At 72.7% G+C, this 3404-nt stretch carries 4 protein-coding genes; 2 read left to right on the top strand and 2 right to left on the bottom strand.

The annotated features are described in order from the left end of the window. Positions 1 to 337: NTP transferase domain-containing protein (locus AB0D31_RS08525; RefSeq protein ID WP_362718839.1), on the bottom strand; the 337-nt coding region annotated here is incomplete at its 3' end. Positions 338 to 502: 165 nt separating this feature from the next. Between AB0D31_RS08525 and AB0D31_RS08530 the strand changes: the two genes are divergently transcribed. After that, on the top strand, positions 503 to 808 hold the full coding sequence (locus tag AB0D31_RS08530; protein ID WP_362718841.1) for a DUF5955 family protein: 306 nt from the start codon (positions 503 to 505) through the stop codon (positions 806 to 808). Between the two features lie 183 nt (positions 809 to 991). On the opposite strand, the gene AB0D31_RS08535 is transcribed toward AB0D31_RS08530, so the two are convergent. Continuing rightward, positions 992 to 2479, bottom strand: a complete 1488-nt coding sequence (locus AB0D31_RS08535; RefSeq protein WP_362718842.1) for a PLP-dependent aminotransferase family protein — start codon at positions 2477 to 2479, stop codon at positions 992 to 994. A 602-nt stretch (positions 2480 to 3081) separates the two neighbouring features. Between AB0D31_RS08535 and AB0D31_RS08540 the strand changes: the two genes are divergently transcribed. Then, complete coding sequence (locus AB0D31_RS08540) at positions 3082 to 3243, top strand: hydrophobic protein (RefSeq protein WP_267054796.1); 162 nt, start codon at positions 3082 to 3084, stop codon at positions 3241 to 3243. Positions 3244 to 3404 lie beyond the last annotated feature (161 nt).

A 3404-nucleotide genomic window follows, 5' to 3' on the forward strand; every position in this document is an offset into this window, starting at 1 on the left:
CCGCCACGCTGCCCGCGTCCCCTCGCTCGTCGGCCGCCCTGGCCAGCGCATCGAGACCCGTACGCAGTGAGGAGCCCATGCCCTCGCCCCAGTCGGGGTTGTCGACCAGGACGCACCCCGCCAGATCGGCGCGGGCCCGCACCTCGTCGGCCGCGGCGCCCAGCACCACGTACACCGTGCGACACCCTCCCTCGCGCAGCACGCGTACGGCGTTCTCGACGAGCGGGCGGCCGCGGTGCGCCAGCAGCGCCTTGGGGCGGCCGCCGAGCCGCCGCCCGCCGCCCGCGGCGAGCAGCACCGCCGTGACCTGTGCGGCATTTGTCGTTGGTTGCGTCATGGCCCCACATATACCTGCCGCTTCTGTCGAATTCCGTCCCCGTAGTGGCGCACGACACACCGCATGGCGTTAACTGACCCGCGCATCCCGGCAGTTGACCTTCGCTGCACGGGTTCTGAACACCTGCACAAGGACGTGCGTGGGGGAGGACTTTTGTTGCGAGGCGTGGAGCAGAGGGCCGTGACCGGCAGTGGCGAGGACCCCAGAGTGAGCGAGTTGCGGGCGGCCGTGTCCCGGCTGCGCCGGCAGCTGGCGGGTCATCCGGCGGAGTTTCCCGACCGGGCCGTGGCCGAGGACGAGCTGGCGGCGCTGGACGCGATGGCCATCAGCGGGGTGCCCGAGGTGCCCCGGCTGCGGCGCTCGCTGCTGCTGATCGCGGGGTCGATCGGCTCGGTCAGCGCGCTGGCCGGCGCGGTCACGGACGTACGCAAGGCGGTGGAGTTATTCGGCGATCCGCCGATCCGCCCGTGAGCGAGAGGAGCGACCGCGACGTGGCTGAACTCCCCCCGAACTCCCTTGCGCTGCTCTGGACTCCCTGGGCTCCCTGAACCCCCTGAACCCCCTGAACCCCCTGAACCCCCTGAACCCCCTGAACCCCCTGAACCCCCTGAACCCCCTGAACCCCTCCGATGTCGCCTGATGGAGCAGGGGAGTTCAGGCCACCCAGTGCGGGCGGTTCTGCTCTCCGGTGAACGCGGGCAGGCCCGCGTCGAGGGTCGCGGCCAGGCGGCGCACCGCTTCCTCCATGAGGGCCGGCTCGTGGACGAAGGGGAGGCGCAGCCGGTGCTCGTGGGTGCCCGGGTCGGCGGCGAAGCGGGAGCCGGGCTGGAGGTTCACGCCGTGGCCGAGGGCCGCCTCGGCCAGCGCTCCCGCGATCGGCCGACCCAGGTCGACCCAGAGGCTGAGCCCGCCGGCCGGTGTCCGCCAGCGCCACTCCGGCAGATGGCGCCCGACGGCGTCGGCCAGCGCGTCCCGCCGTGCGCGCAGCTGCGGCAGCCGCGCGGCGAGGACGTCGTCCATGCCGGCCAGCAGGGCCCCGGCGAGCACCTGGTCGACCAGGGAGGTCGCAAGATCCACGTGGATGCGCAGCGCGGCCAGTTCGTTGACGAGCCGTGAGCCCGCCCGTACCCAGCCGATGCGCAGCCCGCCCCAGTGGGTTTTGCTGAGCGAACCGACCGTGACGAGCTGCTCCGACTCGCCCTGGTGGGCCAGGGACGCGAACGGCGCCGGGGCCCGCCCCTCCAGGGCCATCTCGGCCATGGTCTCGTCGATGAGCAGCCAGGTGCCGGTGGCGCGGGCCGCGCGCAGCAGCCGGGCGCGCTGCTCGGTACTCATCAGGGCGCCGGTCGGGTTCTGGAAGTCGGGGATGAGGTAGGCGAGCCGGGGCGCGGTCTGGCGCAGCGTGCACTCCAGGAGCTCGATGTCCCAGCCGTCCTCCGTCACCGGTACGGGGGTGAGCCGCAGCCCGGCGTGGCGCACCGCGTCGAGGGCGTTGGGGTAGGACGGGCTTTCGACGAGGGCGCGGTCGCCGGGCCGGCCGAGGAGGTTCACCACCAGGGACACGGCGGACTGGGCGCCGGTGGTGATGAGGATCTGCTCCGGCAGGGTGGGCAGACCGCGCCGGGTGTAGCGCTCGGCGACGGCGGCACGCAGCTCCGGCAGGCCGAGCGGGTGGTAGCCGTTGCCGGCGGCGTGACGGGCCAGCTCGGGCCCGGCCTGCGCGAACGCGGCGGCGAGCTCCGCGGCCGGGGCGCTCGGGGCGGCCATCGCCAGGTCGATGACGCCGTCGGGTGCCTGGTAACGGGCCACATTGGCCGGGGCCGCGCCGTCGGGAAGCCCCGTCCAGGTGCCCGCGCCCCGCCGGCTCAGCGCGTAGCCGCCCTCGCGAAGCAGGTCGTATGCGGCGGTGATGGTGGCCCGGCTGACCTCCAGGGCGGTGGCCAGCTCGCGTTCGGCGGGGAGCCGGGTGTGCAGGGGGATCCGGCCGTCGAGAAGGAGGGTGCGGACGCCCTGGGCAAGGGCGCGGTAGCCGGGGCGCGGGCCGGTGAGCGCGGTGACCTGCCCCGCGAGCTGGCGGCTGCCGAGCGTACGGACCGCGGTGCCGACGGTGTCCACGGACCGGACCACGGGGATCCCTGCCATACCAACCTCCCTGAATTGGCCCTGCCTTCCAGGCCAATCAGCCTACAGGCTGGTCCGGGTCGGCTGATTGGCCTGGGCAGGTGCCTGGATGGTGACGGGAGAGGTGAGGTGTCATGGCGCACGGTGGTGGGACCACGGTGGTCACGGACCGGTTCGAACGGGAGATGCAGGGGCGGTGGGAGGAGACACCGCGCGGGGTGTCGTTCGTAGGGGCACGGCGTGCGGGGTCGGCGCTCTGGCGTGCCGGTCAGGGGTGGGCGCGAGGGGTGGTCTCGCGCGTCCGGCCGCGCGCGGGCGAGGGCCGGGTGCGTGTTTCCCCGCGCGTCTAGCTTCCACGGCGACGGGCGACGGGCGACGGAGTTCGCTTTCGGGCGCGGGATGGGGGCGGGCGGCTCGCGCGATGGATGCGGTGAGAGGCCAGGGTGTCGCCCTGACCGGCGGCTTCCGGAGTCGGCAGCGTGGTGGCGCGGCGGGTTCGGCGAGGCGTTCTGGCGTACAGAGGGACGCAAGCGATTTCCCCGATAAGAATTCTGTAAACAAGCATGTCGGAGGCGTGTCAGCGGGACCGGTCGGGGCATTCGATGGCTCGGAGGTTGATAACTATGGTTCCCCTGCTTCTCGTACTTCTGCTGGCTCTGATCCTCTTCGGTGCGGGCTTCGCCCTGAAGGCCCTGTGGTGGATCGCGATCATCGTGTTGGTCGTCTGGCTGGTCGGGTTCATCGCCCGTCCCAAGGGCGGAAGCGGCCGCTGGTACCGCTGGTAGGCCGGCACAGCCACGACATCAGTAACCAGGTGGGTGCCCCGCGCTGTTGGCGCGGGGGCCCCCCCCGGTTTGGGTGTAAAACCCCCCGGGGGATGGCCAGAGCGGGGGGGGGGGGAAAAAGTGTGGTGTCGGGGGGTTGTTGTAGGGGGGGGGGGGGGCAA

Origin of the sequence: Streptomyces sp. NPDC048361 (assembly GCF_040651795.1) — a bacterium.
Taxonomy (GTDB): domain Bacteria; phylum Actinomycetota; class Actinomycetes; order Streptomycetales; family Streptomycetaceae; genus Streptomyces.